The organism is Brevibacillus panacihumi W25 (genome assembly GCF_000503775.1).
Lineage (GTDB): Bacteria > Bacillota > Bacilli > Brevibacillales > Brevibacillaceae > Brevibacillus > Brevibacillus panacihumi_A.
Window position 1 is genome coordinate 998,171 of sequence record NZ_KI629785.1, and the last position, 18,297, is coordinate 1,016,467.

Genomic DNA, 18,297 nt, shown 5'->3' on the forward strand with positions numbered 1-18,297 from the left:
CTAATTCCTTCTCTCATGGAGAAATCCTGCTATCACGACGAGGGGAGCGTTGTAATCAATCGCATATTCATTCGTTGCAAAAGAGCGGACATCGTCTATGTAGCTTTTTGCCCCCTGTTTGGCCACAGCGACGTTGTCATTTGCATTTGCGTTGGGACCGCCGACCAAAAGCCCCGGGACCAGTATTCCGCTGGCGGCTGCATAGCGGTGATGGGGATGGACGGGCGAAAACATGCCGATTCCGGTAACAAAGGACTGAGCCAGTGGATTGGCGCCCAGCACCCAGTCCAATTGCCGGGAAATGGCTGCCACATAGGCAGGCTTGGGCTCCAGCTGGTAAGCCACAGCGAGATGAACGCTGTACCCAAGTGCTGTCTTGGTCGAGGCCCAATCGTAATCACGGGCTTGAAGGACCGTGCCGTAAGGAGTCTGATTGATCCGGTTCACCACCTGGTCTGCATGATGAAGCAGCAGTTGACGCATCTGCAGCGTCAATTCCCAATCTGTCTGATGGTGCAAGGCCAGGGTGATGATTGTCATCGCAGAGGTATTTTGCCAATACGATGGGGCCAGCTTCTTCGGACGAAGCTCCAATTCCCCCAGATTCTGCTCGACATAGGAACGGTAGCGCACATCGCCTGTCGCGAAGTACAATTCAGCAGCCGCCCATACCCGGCTCTGCTTGTCGCTTTTGATGCGATAGGCTTGGACCGTTTCCGGGACCAGCAGCTCATTGGAACTTTCGAGAAATGCCCATGCTCTCATCGACGCGTCCAATAGCATCTGCGCGTAAGGCTCGTCATAGGATTGATAGACGCGGGCTGCCCGTGCCAACGCTGCGGCAAAGATCGCCGTATCCGGTGTCGACACAGGGTAGAGATACTGTGTCTTTCGATCCTCCTCGGGCAAAATCATCCCGGGAAACTCCGCTGTCTTCACACTGTGATGCACAGCCCCGTCCTCTCGCTGCATCTTGCGCATCCAGTCAAGCTCTACCCGAATTACAGCCAAGGTGTCCGGCTCATCAGAAAGGGCAACGCTCTCCCCCTCACCAGCCCGCGGCAAAAAGAGAGAGGTATTTTTCAGCGTCATCGGCGCCAGCTCATATGCCAGCAGCAGGTGGGCAGTCGTCATGCCTGCATTGGCCGTGTACTTGCCATAATCTCCGGCATCGTGCCAGCCTCCCGTCACATCCCGCTCCTCTCCTTGTTCGCCCATCACCTGGGCAGGTGCCAGATGGCAGGCTTCATGATGCACATGGGAGACGGGATCGGCGAGGGCAATCCCGCAGCGCTGCAATTCATAGGAACGCATGACGGTCTGATAGATGCTTTGATAGACTTGATCACTGATCGCGAAGGGGGCGCTGCCGCGTCCATTGGATAACTGAAGCTGATAAACGCCCGGTCTTTGAAACGAGGAAAAATCCATCTGATAGACTGGTTTTCCAGACTTTCGATCCTTTTGACTGATTGTCGGGACACCGCGAAATACCGCTTGATTGGCTTGCAAATCGACGAGCGAAAATTCTCCGACAGCTGTCGCCGTATACGCGATTTTGACAGCAGACGGCGCGTAGCCTGCCTGGTTGATCCCAATCTCCCGGGTTGCAGGCAGCGGGTTTACGAGATGAGGCGGAGGCATTTTGTCAACCCGGATCAAGTACAGAACAGCAAGGACTGCAAGCAGCAAAGCCAAGACGACCATCCATCCCGTCCACCGCGAGGAACGGACTTCCCGTTTTAGCATGATTGAATCTCCTTGTAGATGGACTCCATCTTCTGACCAAATGCCTCCCATGTGTGTTCACGGGCAAATGAATAGCCTATTGCCCCCATGCGCTTGCGCTCGTCAGGACGCTGAGACAGATAGGAGATTGCTTCCGCTATCTGCTTGACCGCCTGCTCCGGGTACACGACGGGTATCTTGATTCCCGCATCATCCGGCACAAAATCCCGCACACCGTGATGGTCCAGCACAATGACAGGAAGCCCGTACGCCATCGCCTCCAGCACCTGCGCGCCGAAGGAATCCCGCAGACTGGTAAACAAAAAACAATCGCTGCTCAGGTAGTGCTCCCTTACCTGCTCCCAGGGAAGCTGGCCAAGAAAGACCACCTGCTCCTCCACTCCATATTCCGCAATCCACCGCGGGACCTGATCTTCCAGCTCCCCACCGCCGATGATGTACAGTTGAACTCCCAACCCGCGATCCACCTGGGCCATCGCTTCTACGGCAAGCCTAAGCGCTTTGCGCGGCATCAACCGCCCTACCCAGAGAAGCTTCATCCCGCCTTCCGTTCTTCGTTCGGGCAGCTTGTCTGGGAAAAAATTACGGGGCAAGGAGGTATCCAGAAACAGTGAGATATTTTTTCCGCCGACCGCCTGGGCGATTTGGAGTGTATCCCGATTCGTCACCAACGTCTTGCTGGCATTGCGGATGGTTCCGCGCAGTACGGGATTCCAACCCGCCATCCTGCATCGCAAGAGGGATCGGGCAGCTTCCTGTACCCATTTATTCCCAAAATATTGTTTGAATTCAGCCGGAGCGGTTTGTCCTCCCCCGACAGGGCCGAACACCATCGGTTTTTTCAATCGCCACAGCCAGGAGCCCCCCTGCAGACTCCCCAGGGTCATATGGTGGATGACATCGAAGGAAAGGTCTGCGTCCAGCCGCTTCGCAGCCTTGTACGCCTGATGCTGCCAGTAAAAGTAATTGATAAAATAACCGGCATTCCCTCTGATCAAACGGCGAATCTGCGGGCGATCTTTTACATAGACAACATGTAAGGACGGCATATGTTCTTCAGCCAGCTTACGCTCAATGGCTGCCCTCCCCTCGGGACGGGTCAGCACCCAGACTTCGTTTCCCTGCCGGGCCAGCTCGATAGCAGCATTCCAGCCGAAGCCAGGCTCTGAACCGCGATCAGGCTCGCAGGCAAATGCAGACAGCAGTATTTTCATGCGTCTCCTCTCTTTCCAGCCCGAATCTATTTTACGCATTCCGTTGCCAATCGCCGATACAAGCAGGAGTGGATTTTCATATGCTAGGAATAGCAAGACAAGGTACGAATGTGACAAAAGGAGGTTTGATGCAATCCGATGATAAACGGCTTGCAAGTGAGTTCACCCATAGACAGGCGTTTTTTCGGGATCCAGATACAGGAACTTCCCAATATGCGCCCGCTCGGATTCGGTACGCTCCGAGTCGGTACAACCTGGAGGCAGCTCGAAGCGCAAAAAGGACGGTTTGACTTTCGTGAGGTAGATGCTTACGTCGCTTTTGCTGAGCAGGAAAAGCTCGATGTCATCATGCAGCTTGGACAACCGCCGAACTGGGCCACGGGAGGAATCTCATCTTCCCCCTACGGAGATCTGTTCAACAGCATCCCGCCACACAACATTCAGGATTGGCGCAATTATGTGGCGGCATTGGGTCAGCGCTACAAGGGGAAAATTCTCTATTACGAGGTCTGGAATGAGCCGAATCTGAGCGGATTTTACTCGGGAACATTGGCAAAGCTCGTGGAGCTGACCATGGAGGCCTACAAGATATTGAAAGCCATCGATCCGCAGATCCAGATCATCAGCCCGACTTACACGACTGTGGACGGCGTTGCGGGTATGGGAGATTTTTTGCGGGCCGGGGGAAAAGACTGGATCGATATCGTCGGCATCCATCTCTACTCTTATCCCAAGCCCCCGGAAGCCATGCTCGATCTGGCGAGAAAATATCGGCAGGTCATTACACAAGCGGGCGCGGGCGGCCTCCCTGTATGGAATACGGAGAGCAGCTGGAACAGCTTTTACTACAAAGGGGTGTTGTACGGCAGCGACGAAAATGACTACTCCGTCCAGATGCCGGACGATTTGGCCATTTCGTATATTCACCGGATGTTTTTATGCAATTGGATCGCCGGAATGGAGCGGGCCGTTTTTTACGGAATGGATCAGCCCTGGTCGCGCATCCGTCTGTTGGACCTCAATCGCCTGCCAAACGTAGCGGTTACGGGTCAATCCTACCAGCGAATGGTGGAATGGCTGACAGGCGCATCGATGCATCAGTACACCTTTTCCACACAGGGTATTCACACCCTCTCCCTTACCTACGCGGACGGACGATCCGGCTATATTCTCTGGATGGATGATGACCGCACCGCTCAGCTCTCCCTGCCGCCCGAGCTTGCCATGAGCCAGATGCAGACGGCAGACGGCAAGCAGGTCCCGGCAGCGCAGACCATCACGGTCACCTCTATGCCCCTCTATCTAAAATCCTACGACGATCATCGGGCACTTCCGGAGATTTTCCCGCAAAGCAAGACGCGCACCGAACTGCTCTACAACGGCGACTTTTCGCTGCGCCTCTCCGACGCTTCCTTCCCTGTCGGCTGGGATACAGGCGGCTTGAGCGTTAGCAAGTACATGGGAGCAGATGCACCTGCCAACCAGTCGACACTCACGCTCACCCCTTCCGTACAGTTTCAACAAATGGTCCAGCGTCTGAGAAAACCGCTCGCCAAAGGCGATCTCTATACCATGTCCATCACATACAAGCTCCCCACCGCACCCGTAGCAGGAAAATGGACGATGGGCCTGGATGTGGGGGCAATGGGAACGCCATTGCATGATCAAGCCTTTCTCGAGCTGCCCGTCCAGGATACCTTCCAAACCAGAGAAGTGACGTTCTATTACGCGCTGGAGGATCCCGATCCTTCCCCTGACCTGCGTCTTTCCATCGTCAACATGGCACCGACCGGAACCAAACAGCCACTGTATATTTCCCGTATCTCCCTGACGCAGATTAGCGACCGGGGACATGTCCTCCCTCACACCACAAACATCCTCTACTCTCCCGTCCTGCCTGCATCGGGCTCGTATTCCACGCATGATCAAATCTACTTCACAGATGCCAAATTGATCGCCACCGAGGGCCTGGGATGGGTGTGTCTGTCTTCGGGTACTTTTGGAGCCTTGAGCGGTGTCACCGGGACTTTGACCAATGGCAGCTATGTGCTCACAGTCAACAAAGCCAATTCCCTGCGTGTTGGTGATTACGTAAAGGTCGGCAATGATGCACAGGTCTATCTGATCGCCTATCAGGAAAGCCCTACCCGCTATGAGCTGGGATCGACAGCGAGAACCACGCAGCAAAACCAGACTGTCTCTTACGTTCCGCCTGTTTTTCTTCCGCTGGCAAAACCTGTGCAGCCCGTTCTCCCTGCACCTGCGGCACTGACAGCGACACGCAGCCCCTTCGTCTATAAAAATGCGCAGGTCTACCCAGTCGACGTCCTGGTAGCCAAAGGAGCCGTTTCCTTGATTGAATGGAGCCGCAATGGTTCCACCTGGTACGACACCGGTCAGACTGGCGGCATCATCTCTTTGTCGGCCGGGGATTCCCTGCGCATCACGTATACGTCTGCACCCAGACTCACAGTCGTTCCCCGCTGACGCAAGCAGTCTACCACCAATTTTCCTGCCCCCGCCCCGAATGCGGCGGGGCAGGCTATCCGAATGACTCGTCCCGCTCGTTTCGCTCCGGCAGCAAGGCCGGAATTTTTTTTAGTCCCAGCAGCTCGCAAAAGAGTGCCCAGAGATAGAGTGGATTTAAGTATAAATAGCGGCGCCATAATCTGCCCGGCTCCTGGATCAGGCGAAACAGCCATTCCAGTCCGGCTCGCTGCATCCAGCCAGGCGCTTGCGGCAGATTGCCCGCATGAAAATCGAAAGCAGCCCCGACTGCCACCAGCGGCATGGCGAGCTCGTCGCGGTATTCGTATACCCATGTCTCCTGCCGGGGGCACCCCAGCCCTACCAGGACCCACTTCGCCCCGCTCTCCTTGATCGTACGGATCACTTCTTGCTTCTCTTCCTGCGTAAGTCGGCGAAAACGAGAAGGCGAGCATCCGGCAATGATCAGGCTCGGGTATCGCCGGGTCAGATTTTGCCGCAGGCTTTCAATCGTCTCCTGTGTGCTCCCGTAGAGATAGACAGGTATCCGCTCATCCGCAGCCCTTTTCAATAAGCGCAGGGTTAACTCTGGTCCATAGACGCGGTCCGGCAGACGGATGCGGTGCAGGATTCGCAAGCCCCAGCGCACCGGTTGTCCATCCGGCACCAGCAGATCCAAAGCATTCAATCGCCTTCGCTGCGCCTCATCCAGTACACCGCACATCACACCGTGAACCGCCAGAGCCGAGACTCCGTAGCTGCTCCCCTCCCGAGCATGGGTCATGATCTGTTCTACTGCATACTCGTAATCGACGGCTGCGATCTGGACGCCAAGGACGGGGTGTCTGCCGTAATTGATCATAGGGCATGGCTCCATCTCTCTTGGTTTTCCGCATAGATTTCCTCCATGATCATGGAGATGGTGTACGTAATTCTCCAGTGCGGATAGTCTCGCATCAGCTTGCGTACATCGCTCACGTACCAAATATGGTCGCCTGCTCTGTGCTGCTCGCTATAGCGATGCTCCACTGGCCTGCCCGTAATTTTCTCAGTCAGCAGGATCGCTTCCAGCATGGAGACATTGGAAAAGATGCCGCCGCCCAGGTTGTACACCTCACCTGGCGCAGGTGGCTGGGAAAAGACTGCATGGATTGCCGCGATGACGTCTCTCGCATGGATCACATCCCGCACCTGTTTGCCCTTGTACCCCAGGATCGTGTAGGGCGTCCCCGTCATCGCGCATTTCATCAAATAGTTGATAAAACCGTGCAAGGGAACGCCCGCCTGCCTGGACCCGCTCAATACACCGCCGCGAAAACAGACCGTTCTCACCCCGAAGTAACGCCCGTATTCCTGGACGAGAATGTCGGCAGCCAGTTTGGAGGAACCAAACAAAGAATGCATGCTCTGGTCGACACTCATCTCCTCGCTGATGCCTTGGTGAAACGGATGGGTTTTTTCCACTTCCCAGCGCGTCTCCCCTTCCACCAACGGAAGGCGATTGGGCGCATCCCCGTATACCTTGTTCGTCGAGGTAAAGACGAAAACCGCATCAGGGCAAAAGCGCCGCGTCGCTTCCAACAGATGGAGAGTTCCGTTGGCATTGACCGTAAAATCCAGCAAGGGATCTTTCGCTGCCCAGTCATGGGACGGCTGGGCAGCAGTGTGAACGATCAGCGCGATTTCGGAAGCATAGCGGGAAAAGATCCGGTCCAGCTCTTCGCGATCGCGTATATCCACATCATAATGTTCGTACCGATGCTTGTAGGTGGAGAGCAGGCGCGAGCGATTCCACAAGGTGGAGCCCTCTTCGCCGAAAAAAGTCTGCCGCATATTATTGTCAATTCCGACTACATGGTAGCCTGCTTCCGCATAAAACGTCGCAGCTTCCGAGCCGATCAGTCCTGCTGCCCCTGTAATGATTACGACTGCCATATTTGCTCTCCTCCATCTGCCGCACTGCGGTTGTCTCGAGCGGCTTCCACTGCCCGGCATATGCCTCGGGCGAACCGCTCCGCCATTTCTTCAATCGTATAAGTCAGGCTCGCCTGCAAGCAGCCTTTCTGCAGCGTATTCAGGCTCTGATCATCGGTCATCAGCTCGATGACTTTGGCAGCGTATGCATCGGCATCGTCTGCCTGCTCCAGCATGACCCCGTTTTCGTGATTGCGCAGATACTCGATCTCCGGGCTGTGGTAACGGACCTGGGTCGTAACGAGCGGCACTCCCAACGCGAATGTGTCGAGGATCGCCAGCCCGACCAATCCCGGCATCAAAAACAACTTGGAGATCAAAAAATACGGTACCTTCTCCGCTTCAAATTTGGGTCCCGCATAGTGAATCCAGTCATGTCTCGCCGCTGCTTCCTTCACCACCCAGTCCTCCACACCGGCTCCGATAAAAATCATCTGAAAATCAGGGATGCTCTCGCGTATCCGTTCGCATGCCTTCAGTAAAAAAGGAAGCCTTTTTTCCGGATACATGCCGCCCGTGTACAAGCCGATGTTGTCGCTGGCAATACCCATGGACTGTTTGAAGGAAGCCAGTCGGTCCGTCGTCCAGGACTCTTTTTCCCGCACGAGCTGACGGGTGTCGATCGCATTTTGCACAGATGTGATTCGCTCCGCCGGGAACCCCAGCTCTTTTACGACCTCGGCGCTCAATTCATTGTAGGAGAACCACCAGTGGACATGACGGGACATCCAGGCCTTCATTTTTTCGCCCAGCCAGCTGGCATTATGATCCTGAAAATTGCGGCCATGTCCCCAAAAAGCAAGCCTGCGCGTGCCCCAAAGGCTTTGCAGCATCAGCACGTAATTGAGCATCAGCTTGCTCGCCTGCTCGACGATGACGAGATCGACTCCCTGCAGCAGGGGAAGGCAGGGCTGCCAGTACAGCTCACGCGGGCCCAAACGAATGATCTTGTTTTCAATCTTCTTCGCCCATGGCAAATGGATGGAATCCAGCTTGCTTGCCTCCGAGGCGCCGGGCTGACCGTAGATCAACTCAAAATCAATCCCACATAATTCCAATTGCGTTTTGAGCAGTTCATAAAACCGCCGGCGATACTGGGGTAATGATTTGTACACAATGGCTACGCGCGGACGTTTCTGCATCTGCCTCACGTCGTCTCCTCCTTGCGCTTGCTGGTCAATAGCCCGCTGCCCTTTTTCAATGCCTGGTAGCCGTAATAAAGTCCTCCGCGCAGCGCTTCCTTGCCCATTTTCCTGAGAAAGGACGGTGCCGACATCGGGTTGATGGGTTCCAGCAAGGTCTCTGGCCACATCTGCCGAATCATCTCCCGATACAAAAAATTGCGTGATCCGAAGCTGTTCTTCACTGCCAAAAGAGTGGTTAGAATTTTGCGGTTGTTGAAAGGGCTGAACTCCTCAATGGCAATATCCTGCTCAGCCGAATAGATCGCGCCCCAATTGCCGAAAATCTGTTCCCACTCGAACAAGGTCAATGGATTAATGCCCCATTTTTCATGGTCCTTGATTCCTTTCAGCCAAGCATCGAAGCTATTTATCACAAACGGGTTTTTCCCGAGCTTGGTATATCTGGCCAGAAAAGCACCCGTTACTTCTCGATTAGGATGGTAGTCGTAGTAGCACTCTCTCGCGATCTCACTGTAATTGCCGCTGATATTCACTTTTCCCTGGGAATGTAGGTAATGCTGGTAGATGATTCTCGTTTTGGCCAGATCGCGCATTTGCGCATTTTTTCTGTTGATGCGGACAAATTGTTCATCCATTTGCTCCGGTGATGGATGGATGTGAAAGGCGAGACCCAGCCGGGACAAAAGTCTTGAGGGAATCGCCACATCAGGCGAATCCTCCTCCAGACCAGGGTGAAGCGATATATAGTAATACACCTGTTTGCTTACCCCTCGGCTGGCAGCCAGCAATATCCGGCTGTCCCAGCCTGCTGTTACCGGGAGCATGATGTCAGATCGTCTGGCTATCGCTTCGATCGAGCCGATCAACATCCGGCAGGCACTGCTTACAGCCTCTTCCACGGCGAGCGGCTGCAGCTTTTTGACTGGCCAAAAACGCTCTACCTTGCCACTCTGCATGTCAAGACTGTGATTGGGAGGCAAATGCTTGATACCTGCATAGGGAGTGCCGTCTCCCGGCCATAGGTTTTCCTCGCTTTGAAAGGGCTTGGATTGTATAAACCTCCGCAGGTCTTCATTCTCATCCACTTCAGCACCGATGTATGTGGCAAGCGTGACCGCCTGAGATGCGCACCATATGCCATCGGGCTGCACACTGTAGAAAACCTGACGCATGCCGCAGGAATCGTGGAAGAGCTTTAGCGTGTTCCCTCTTTTGAACAAGAGAATCCATCTTCCCCCGCAATGCTCGACACCCTCCAAAAGCTGCTCAAATGAGGTGCACTGCTGATGGATGTCTTGAAGAATTTCTTCATCGCTCCACTCAGGATGTTCCGGGTCAATCAGATAGCCCAGCAGTGTCAGTTGGCTGTTTGGCCCGATGGATTGCACGACCTGCAAATCAGGGTGAACCGAGAGACACAAGCGATCATCAAGTGCAACCCGCTGCCAGTCGTCCATTCCCACATATCGGGTGCCGATGACAAATTGACGGCGATAGACGAGCCGTTCCGTATTGGGGATCATGATCATGACTCCTTTTGCTGCACGTCAACAAACCGATTCAACAGATTGGCCGTTACTCCCTGGATGATTTCACTTACGTTGCCTCGTGCATCTTCCCAAGGATTGGCCAGACCGAAGCACCAGTATATCGTGCCTGCGTCAAAAACCAGGGCATTCGTCCAATAGCGATAAATGGTCGTATGTGCTTCTGCCTTCTTTCCCTTCGTATTGACCAACGGAGAAGCAGCGATGATGTCCAGATTGGCCGGTGTAAAAATATCGTTTGTCACTGTGTCATACTCCCAGCCAACCAACCCCTTGACCGCCTCTCCCTTCTGGACGCGAAGCCCCTGGTACAACCAGTGATTCGGATTGCTCACGACCCAGTCATAGCCTTGGGAGACGAGACCTTCGTACATCTGTCCCAAGAGCTGATTTTCCGGTTCATTGATCTTGCGCCATTCTGTGGTCAATAATTTGCGCTGCTCGACAGGATCTTCCTCGATCGCTCGATATTTGTAGCAAACCTGCAGCTTCGGCTCTCGCCGCTCCCCAGCGTCTGTCTGCATGGAATCATCCTCGAAGCGGATCTGCCAGTACACATCGTTGGCTCCGAAGAAGGCCAGATGGACCCCTTGATCCCGCAGACGTTCCACGTACGTGCGCATTTGGCGGGAGTAGTACTCGTCGTGGCCCAAAGAGACGAATCCCTTCGGAGTCCACGGCACCCTCCCCAAATGGGTGTCGATATTCGTCACGTAGCCGATATCATAGCCCTTGGACTCCAGCCAGTAGACGGTCGGATACTCCAGGTACAAATCCCCCGAGCCGCTGTACTGTTCATATGGGCGGTTGTACGAAATCTTCACGGCGACATTTTTCGGATCGTCATCGTATTCGAGGTACTCCCCTGTCTCGTCGCCATAATGTCCGTAGTAGCCGTACCCTCCCCAGGCGCTGTAGGCATGCCACGTCGTCACGGAGGACTGGACCATGAGATCGTGCTCGTACTGCTCATCACGAACCAGAAACGGTATGTAGGACTGATAGCCGTTTGCCTCGGTCAATCGGACGACGTACAGGCCCGTCACCCAATCCTCGCCGATCACAAGCTCGAAAGAAGGCTTCCAGCCCAGATCCAACAGCTTCGTTTCCGGGTCTGGCTCCGGCAGCCCATGCCTGCCTTCCTGCTGCGACCACCATCCCTGTGCCTGGCCCGTCAGTCCCTTCTTGGAAAAAACCTGGCGCGCTCCCTTCCCCTGGTAGTACCCCAAGCGGTATACCTCCAGGTCGTATGGTTGCCCTTGGGTTTGGGTGCTGATATGCAGCTGAAGGGTATCGCCTCCTGTCACGCTGGTAGCAGAGGCATAGCCCTGTATCTGTCCGGCCGCAGGCTTTGTCACTCGCCAGTTTGCCGTTCCAGGCTTTTCATTTTCCGCTGCGATCATTGGTTTGCGCGGGAATTTCTTGGGGGCAGGCATCGCCAGAGCTGGAGCGGCTGCTGCCAGCTTCCAATTCCGGTGGATAAACGGAATGCCTCCGAGAGTGACCATCACACCGGAGAGCATCGCTACTTTCAAAAAATGGCGTCTTGAGATGTGGATTCGTTTTTTCTCTTCGTTCATTTTCCCATCACACCCAACGAAGGAGAGGCCTTTGCAGCCACACCCAGTCCTTGGTAATCAAAACCGCATGTTCGCATGCGCGAAGCATCGAGAAAATTGCGCGTATCAAGCAAGTACGGCTGCCGCATCATACCGGCCATCTGCTGCCAATCCATCTCTTGGTACATACTCCAGTGAGTCAGCAGGACCACAGCATCTGCGTCCTGTCCTGTCTGCACCGGGTCCGTGCAATACGTGATCGGCATATCGGGATTCAGCTCGCGAAACATGCCCATCCCCTGCGGATCATGGACACGAACCTGCGCCCCTTCCTCCAGCAGCTTTCCGATGATGTACGACGCCTGGGTACGACGCGCATCATCCGTATCAGGCTTGAAAGTCAGACCCAGAATGCCGATGTTTTTGCCTTTCAGGCCGTTCAGCCTGCGCTCGAGCTTCTCCACCACGTACTGGTGCATTCTTTCATTGGAGGCGACTGCCGCCTTGACTACCATCAGCTCGCTGTCCACCTTTTCGCTTGCGGACAACAGCTCCGCCGTATCCTTGGGGAAGCAGCTGCCGCTCCCGCCGCTGGATACCTGCAAGAACTTGGGTCCGATGCGGCTGTCCAGTCCCATGCCAGCCGCTACATCCAGCACATTGCCGCCGAGCGCCTCGCACAGCCTGGCGATTTCATTGATATAGCTGATTTTTACTGCCAGAAACGCGTTGGAAGCGTATTTGATCAGCTCCGCGCTCTTGGTATCTGTCTCAAAATAGACAGCGGGCGGTGCAGCCAGATCGTAGGAAAAGGAGAAATGCTGGCAGAGATCTTCGTACCCGCTTCGGTCCAGCACTCCCTGATACAGCCTGCGCATCGTCGACAAGCCTTGCGGATGAACGCTTCCGATCACGATGCGGTCCGGAAAAAAGACATCCTCCAGCGCGAAGCCCTCTCGCAGAAATTCCGGATTGCTGACGACAGTAAAATCTGATTCGGGAGTCAAGCCCGAGGCGTCAGCCAGCAAGGCTGTGACCCATTGGCAGGTGCCGACCGGGACCGTCGATTTCATCGCAATGACGGTAAAACGCTCACCTGACAGGTGCTTGCCGATTTGTTCGGCGGTCTGCTTGATGTAGCGCAGGTCAGCTGAACCGTCCGGGTTGGACGGAGTTCCGACCGCGATGAAGATCACATCGGCATCGGCTACAGCGTCATAGGACGTCGTCGCAAACAGGCTTTTTCCGATCAATGTCGGCAACAAAGTCTCCATCCCTGGCTCATAGATCGGGCATTCCCCCCGGCTCAACCGCTCGATCTTTTCCTGATTCACATCAATGATCGTTGTATGATGGTGGTTCGCAGCCAATGCCGTTCCCGTCACACTGCCGACGTAGCCTGCTCCGATACAGACGACCCTCATGTCCTCTCCCCCTTTGGCATTATGACTGGACACGCTCCACCCGCTGCTCCCTGTACGCTTTGATCGTACGGCGCAGCCCTTCCTCCAGATGGATCTGGGGCTTCCAGTCCAGCAGCAATTTTGCTTTTTCGATCACGGGTCTGCGTACTCTCGGATCATCCTTGGGCAGCGGATGGAAGGTGATTTCGCTGGTCGACTGACACATCTCTTTCACCATCCGGGCTACTTCCAGGATCTCGTACTCCTGCGGGTTCCCGATATTAATGATCTCTCCGGTCGCTACCTTCTTCTCCATCATCAGCTGCAAGGCGCGGATATTGTCATCCACATAGCAGAAAGAGCGCGTCTGCTTCCCGTCTCCGTATACAGTGATCGCTGCCCCGGTCAACGCCTGGTTGACAAAGTTGGAAATGACCCTCCCATCATCGTTGCGCAGTCCTGCGGAGTAGGTGTTGAAGATGCGCGCCACCTTTACCTGCACCCCAAAGCGCTGGTAATACTCGTAGCAAAGCACCTCGCCCAATCGCTTCGCCTCGTCGTAGCAGGCTCGCGGACCCCAGGTGTTGACATTTCCCCGATACTCCTCCGGTTGCGGATGCATCACCGGGTCGCCGTACGCTTCGCTGGTGCTCGCATACAGCAGTTTGGCGTGGTTCATCTTCGCCAATTCCAGCATGTGCTTGGTCCCGATGGTGTTGACCGCAATCGTGGCGAAGGGATCATTTTGATAAAATTTAGGTGATGCCGGTGACGCGAGATGATAGATTTCGCTCACATCCAGCAGGGAATCGAGCTGGAGCACATCCGGGTCGGACACATCGAAGTGGATAAAGTGAAAATGCGGATGATGTCTCACCTCCTCAATATGTGCCAAACGCCCAGTAGACAGGTTGTCGATCCCAATGACATGCTTTCCCTTCGCGAGCAAATCTCTCAACAGATGAGAACCGAGAAAACCGGCTACACCCGTAATCAGTGTTTTCATCGAAGCTCCTCCTGACTTTCCATGGCTCCTCATACGCCGTGCGTCTCTTCGTATTCCTCATATCTGCTGCCTGCAAGCCCCATCACCATTCCTGCGCCGATACAAATCTGCTGCAGACAACGGATCAAACGCACGGGTCCGAGCAAGACAGACGGGAGAAGCAGCAGCATGCCCCACCCGATCCGCATCACTCCCTTCACAGCGCGAAGCAGCAGGAGATGAGCAGGCAAGCGAAAATCCCGCTCGCACAGTGCATAGGTGTTTCCCGAACGGTACGCTCTTTGCAAAAGCCATCCCGGCTTGATTCTGCTCGCCGGCACCCATTCGTAGACGACGGCTTCGTCCGCCCAGATGATCTCGTGTCCTTGTTGGCGAACACGCAGGAAAAAATGGGTGTCCTCCCCGCCAGACAAGCCGTAGCGGGGGTCGAAGCGGTTAGCTGGATTTTCCAACAAGCTGGTTCGAATCAGCACATTTCCCGTTCGGGCCAATTCCATGCGAAAGCCTGTCGGATGGCGGGACCTTTCGTAAAATCTCCCTTTTTTGCTCCACGCGGGCGCTGGCTCCACCATTCGCGGCAGTACGGGACCTGTCACGACATCAGCCCCGTATTCCTGCTGGACAAATAGCAATTGATCCAGCCAATCAGGGGCCGGCTCCTCGTCATCATCGATAAAGGCGATCCCGTCATAGCCCTCCATACTTAGGTCCAAAGCCCGATTCCGCGCATGCGAGATGCCCCTGCGCGGCTCGTGGCTGTAACCCAGCTTCCATCGATAGCTTCCCTGCCGCTGTATGCAATCTTCCTGCGCACTTGCCTCTGGGTCATTGTCGATCACCAGAACGTGCACATCCGGCGTAGAAACCTTGTCAAAGGTGAGAAGCTCCAAGCCTGCCAAAAGCCTTTTTAGTCCATCCGGGCGTTTGTAGGTGAGGACACCAATCGCTACCTTCATGCTTCCCCCCTCCCCGCCGGCAAGTCATACCAGCGAATATGGCTTCTGCGTTCCGCCATTCTCCACTTTGGCAGCGAAAAGCCCAGGGCAATGAACAGCGTCCAGAAAAAGCTGTTGTGATCCAGCAAAGTGGTCTCCGTCAGATTGCACAGTACCAGGTAGAAGAGAAACAGCATGGGCCAATCATGCTCCCAGCTCTGCGAACTCATCTGATAAGGGAGCGTCCTGCGAATACGGCTGAGAAAGCTGAGCAATACGAGACCAAGACCGATCAAGCCGATGTCTAATGTGACGTCCAGAAAGCCATTGTGGGAATTGGGCGGTTCCCAGAACGTCACCCTCCAGATATAAGCGGACTCCCCTTCCCATCCAAGCCAGAAGCCGCTGTAGCCGTACCCGAGCCAAGGGTGCTGCAGAATCATTTCACTCACGATGTCCCACAGTCCTGTCCTGCCCGTCAACGTCAGATCGCGGCCAAAATAGCGCAAGATTGGCTCCAGATAGGTCAGAACCAGCACGCTGACACAGATGCCAGCCAGACCGACCGGCAGCCAGAGGAGAATTCGAGCGTATTCACTCCAGCGCAGCGTGCGAAGGAAGGGAATACAAACCAACAAAAGCAGCAAAACGATCAGAGCCGTCTTGGACTCCGACAAGAGCAGCAGCATGACACTTAGGCCAAAGCCGCCGACTGTCAACCAGCGCGGCCATACCTTCATCATGAACAGCAGGAAAAAGACGATGGCACCAAGAGACATCAACCGTCCCAACTGATTCTTGTGAGGAAAGATCCCTCTCCAGGCTGAGCTTCCCTGATACAGCATCTTTCCGATGTCCGGCATCAAAACGCTGACTACTGCGCTTATGAGCGCACCGCTCAACAAAACCCATGCGACCATTTGAAATTGTTCACGCAGGGTAAAACGCGAAGCCAGGTAGATGGCGAACAGATTGGTGCCTACGAATGCGACGCTTCTGCGTACCGTGATTTCCGGTGCGGCCGACCACAGCGCGGACAGTACGATCATCAGCAGGAGAACGAGAGAAAGCTTGTCTCGAGCCAGAACCGCCAGGACGCGTTTGCGGTGCACGAAGATCAGAACGGCGGCGATTCCGTAAATGATTTTCCAGATTGTCTGCAAGAGGGCATTGCCATCGGCTACGCTGTCCACCTGTCCAGCCTGGAAAAAAGGGAAAAACGCTTGCGCAAACAACAGGAGTGTCACGATGACGTATGCCTGCTCCAAACGCTGCCAGCGCTTTGCTGACTTCAAGCGCTTCTTCCGCGATTCTCCTCTCGTCTCAGCGATCACTCCATTGTGCAAATTTCGCCTCCTCATGGATCATGTGTCCCTCCAAGCGCACGGCGCGCTCACGACGCAACAGATATCCAATCATCACCCAGTAGCTGCAGCACAGCATCACATCGCCGATGATGCTGACCACAATCGCTCCCTTCCAGGAGTAGAGAGGCACGATGAGAATATGCAGGCCTGCCACGAGTATTGCCACCATGACCTGAATACTGGAGCGCCAGCCTTGAAACCCGGCTCCTGTCAATGCATCAGCCGCAAAAATATGCAGGCCCTTGAACAGCGGAATGATCGCCATCCAGCGAATCGCCTCGACAGCGAACAGGTAATCCTCCCCCAGCACCCATGGGAGAATCGGGGCTACCAGATAGAGGACCAGCCAGGCAATGGCGGCGTAGACAAGCGAGAACGGAATCAGCCGTTTGGCGTAGCTGACGCTTTTCACGATCCCGTTCTTGCCTTCCTGAAAAAAGCGGGAGAACGCCGCGCTCATCAGCGAATAGATCGGTGTCAACGCTACGTCTACGATTCTGCTTGCGGCAGCGTAAATGCCGGCATGCTCGGCGGAAGCATAGCGAACCAGCATGGTTTTGCCGATATCGGAATAGACGACGAGTGAAGACAGGCTGATCGAAAAATAGCTGCCCTCCTTCAGCTCTGTAATCAGTTTGCGTACGTGAAAGCGGGGCTTTCCCAACTCCTTGATCACCAGCGTCAAGGCAGCCGACATCATCACCAGCGTCGTCACCAGATAGAGAAAGCCCCACCATTCGATACTGTGATGCGAGGACATCCACGCCAGGGCGACAGCGCCCGCCAGTCTGATCCCGCCCATGAGCATATTGAATTGCGCCGTTCGCTTCAAACGCTCCAAGGCTTGATAGGATTGCCCGCAAATCGAGAACACCCGATAGAAAATCAGATCGGACAAGGCGACCCAGAGGATCACCATGGGATGGATCGTATCCGGCAGGAACAGCCCCCCCAGCGTTACGGCCAAGATCGTCAGCATAATCCCCGAGATCAGCGTCATGAGCAGGGCATTGCCCAGATATTCCGAGAATGCCGACCTGTCCCGTGATACATGCATGACGAGCAGTTCACCGCGCCCCAGGCTGGAAAACGGGGCCATGATCGCGACCAGCGTAACGACGCCCATAAACAATCCATAGCCGTTCGCTCCCAATGTCCTGGCGATGATCACGAAATACCCCATCTGCAAGACCAGCTTGACTCCCTCGCCCATCAGCATCCAGAGGGTGTTGCGCAGCAAGAGGCTGTTCCAGCTTTGGCGCCATTCCAGCAAATGCTCTTTCAAACCTCCGAGAGGCCTCAGCATGTATTGCTCCGCATGACGACCTGTATCGTCCGGCAAATGATGGTCAGATCCAGCCAAAAGGACATCTGTTCCAGGTACAGAAAGTCATGCTGCAAATTTTCATGAATCGGCTTGTTGCGGTCCTGACTGATCTGCCACAGCCCGGTCATTCCTGGTTTGACCAGAAATCGCTGCTTCTCGCGGATGGTATACAGCTCTTCCACGATCTTTTTCTGTTCCGGTCGGGGGCCGACAAAGCTCATCTCCCCGCGCAGAATATTCAGCAATTGAGGCAATTCATCCAGGCTTGTTTTCCGCAGAAATCGTCCGAATCGCGTAATTCGCGGATCCTGGTCCGAGGTCGGCGAGAAACCTTCTGCAGGCACGTCGGTATGCATGGTGCGAAGCTTGTAAATGGTGAATTCTTTGCCGTGCTTGCCGACGCGGACCTGTCGAAAGAAGATGCGTCCTGGAGAATCGAGATACAAAATGACAGCGAGTAGAAGAAAGAGGGGGAGGAGGAGGATGAGCAGGAAGAAGGCAAAAACAATGTCAAGAACACCCTTTACACAACTCGCATACAATGAGACGGTAGCCCTGGGCCGTGTAACGCGAATATAGTCCAT

General features: G+C 54.9%; 14 protein-coding genes. 1 reads left to right on the forward strand and 13 read right to left on the reverse strand.

The window, feature by feature from the left end; genetic code table 11:
- Entirely contained in the window at positions 1-1,749 is a 1,749-nt protein-coding gene (locus T458_RS45870) for a glycoside hydrolase family 9 protein (RefSeq protein ID WP_023557820.1), read from the reverse strand.
- Positions 1,743-2,963 (reverse strand): glycosyltransferase family 4 protein, encoded by a 1,221-nt coding sequence (locus T458_RS45875; RefSeq protein ID WP_023557821.1) that lies wholly within the window; start codon positions 2,961-2,963, stop codon positions 1,743-1,745. The genes T458_RS45870 and T458_RS45875 overlap by 7 nt, the downstream gene beginning before the upstream one ends.
- Positions 2,964-3,101: 138 nt before the next feature.
- Here T458_RS45875 and T458_RS45880 point away from each other — a divergent pair, with 138 nt between their 5' ends.
- The gene (locus T458_RS45880) at positions 3,102-5,450 is read left to right on the forward strand and encodes a GH39 family glycosyl hydrolase (protein WP_023557822.1); all 2,349 of its coding nucleotides are present in this window, start codon (positions 3,102-3,104) and stop codon (positions 5,448-5,450) included.
- A 55-nt stretch (positions 5,451-5,505) separates the two neighbouring features.
- Here the strand turns inward: T458_RS45880 and T458_RS45885 are convergent, their stop codons facing one another.
- Genes T458_RS45885 through T458_RS45935 form a run of 11 tightly spaced genes read right to left on the reverse strand, consistent with a single transcriptional unit; the run spans position 5,506 to position 18,297 of the window.
- Complete coding sequence (locus tag T458_RS45885) at positions 5,506-6,312, reverse strand: WecB/TagA/CpsF family glycosyltransferase (RefSeq protein ID WP_023557823.1); 807 nt, start codon at positions 6,310-6,312, stop codon at positions 5,506-5,508.
- On the reverse strand, positions 6,309-7,385 hold the full coding sequence (locus tag T458_RS45890) for an NAD-dependent epimerase/dehydratase family protein (protein WP_023557824.1): 1,077 nt from the start codon (positions 7,383-7,385) through the stop codon (positions 6,309-6,311). Before T458_RS45890 ends, T458_RS45885 begins: the two co-directional genes overlap by 4 nt.
- The gene (locus T458_RS45895) at positions 7,373-8,566 is read right to left on the reverse strand and encodes a glycosyltransferase family 4 protein (protein WP_252989860.1); all 1,194 of its coding nucleotides are present in this window, start codon (positions 8,564-8,566) and stop codon (positions 7,373-7,375) included. Before T458_RS45895 ends, T458_RS45890 begins: the two co-directional genes overlap by 13 nt.
- Positions 8,567-8,571: 5 nt before the next feature.
- Positions 8,572-10,092 (reverse strand): hypothetical protein, encoded by a 1,521-nt coding sequence (locus T458_RS45900; protein ID WP_023557826.1) that lies wholly within the window; start codon positions 10,090-10,092, stop codon positions 8,572-8,574.
- A gap of 2 nt (positions 10,093-10,094) precedes the next feature.
- Positions 10,095-11,696: a N,N-dimethylformamidase beta subunit family domain-containing protein gene (locus tag T458_RS45905; RefSeq protein ID WP_023557827.1), complete on the reverse strand. Its 1,602-nt coding sequence runs from the start codon at positions 11,694-11,696 to the stop codon at positions 10,095-10,097.
- On the reverse strand, positions 11,693-13,099 hold the full coding sequence (locus T458_RS45910) for a UDP-glucose dehydrogenase family protein (protein ID WP_023557828.1): 1,407 nt from the start codon (positions 13,097-13,099) through the stop codon (positions 11,693-11,695). Before T458_RS45910 ends, T458_RS45905 begins: the two co-directional genes overlap by 4 nt.
- Before the next feature lie 19 nt (positions 13,100-13,118).
- Positions 13,119-14,084 (reverse strand): GDP-mannose 4,6-dehydratase, encoded by a 966-nt coding sequence (locus tag T458_RS45915; RefSeq protein ID WP_023557829.1) that lies wholly within the window; start codon positions 14,082-14,084, stop codon positions 13,119-13,121.
- A gap of 29 nt (positions 14,085-14,113) precedes the next feature.
- Complete coding sequence (locus T458_RS45920) at positions 14,114-15,040, reverse strand: glycosyltransferase family 2 protein (protein WP_023557830.1); 927 nt, start codon at positions 15,038-15,040, stop codon at positions 14,114-14,116.
- A complete protein-coding gene (locus T458_RS45925) occupies positions 15,037-16,365 on the reverse strand; it encodes an O-antigen ligase family protein (RefSeq protein WP_023557831.1) in 1,329 nt (442 codons plus the stop codon). The genes T458_RS45920 and T458_RS45925 overlap by 4 nt, the downstream gene beginning before the upstream one ends.
- The gene (locus tag T458_RS45930; RefSeq protein WP_023557832.1) at positions 16,343-17,692 is read right to left on the reverse strand and encodes an oligosaccharide flippase family protein; all 1,350 of its coding nucleotides are present in this window, start codon (positions 17,690-17,692) and stop codon (positions 16,343-16,345) included. Before T458_RS45930 ends, T458_RS45925 begins: the two co-directional genes overlap by 23 nt.
- Positions 17,686-18,297, reverse strand: coding sequence for a sugar transferase (locus tag T458_RS45935; RefSeq protein WP_023557833.1), 612 nt, complete (start codon positions 18,295-18,297; stop codon positions 17,686-17,688). The genes T458_RS45930 and T458_RS45935 overlap by 7 nt, the downstream gene beginning before the upstream one ends.